The sequence below is a fragment of the Microbacterium sp. 18062 genome, assembly GCF_902706225.1.
GTDB lineage: Bacteria > Actinomycetota > Actinomycetes > Actinomycetales > Microbacteriaceae > Microbacterium.
The window spans coordinates 1-383 of the sequence record NZ_CACSKB010000684.1 but is presented as its reverse complement, the minus strand read 5'-3'; the positions used below and the strand labels follow the sequence as shown (position 1 = coordinate 383).

The following is a 383-nucleotide window of genomic DNA, read 5'->3' as shown; positions in this document are numbered from 1 at the left end:
GGACGAGCGCGACATCCGTGCGCTCATGCAGGCGGCCGGGGCCGAGACCGCTCGGCCGGCCGCTGCCGCCCCGGGCTCCGCGGCCGGCGACCGCCGGGGCGGTGGCGGCGGCCTGCGCGGCAAGGGTCCGGTGCGTGGCGGCCGGGGTGCGGGAGGCCCTCCGCCGCGGGGCGCGAATGACGGCGGCCCGCGTGCCGGCGGGTCCGGCAAGCGCGCGGCGGCGCCGAGCCAGCCCGACCCGATGAAGACCTCGGTCGGCTACATCGGCAGCGACAGCCTCTCGCGCCAACGCCAGGAGCAGAAGCAAAAGCGCAAGGCATTCAACAAGCGGGGCGGCCGCTGAGCGCCTTGCCACAATGTGGACAAATCCCGCCGTTTAGAAT

Annotated in this window: 1 pseudogene; it reads left to right on the top strand. The window is 75.5% G+C overall.

Annotated elements, in window-relative coordinates:
- Positions 1-343: pseudogene (locus GVL03_RS21825) on the top strand (hypothetical protein); the annotation flags it as partial.
- Positions 344-383 lie beyond the last annotated feature (40 nt).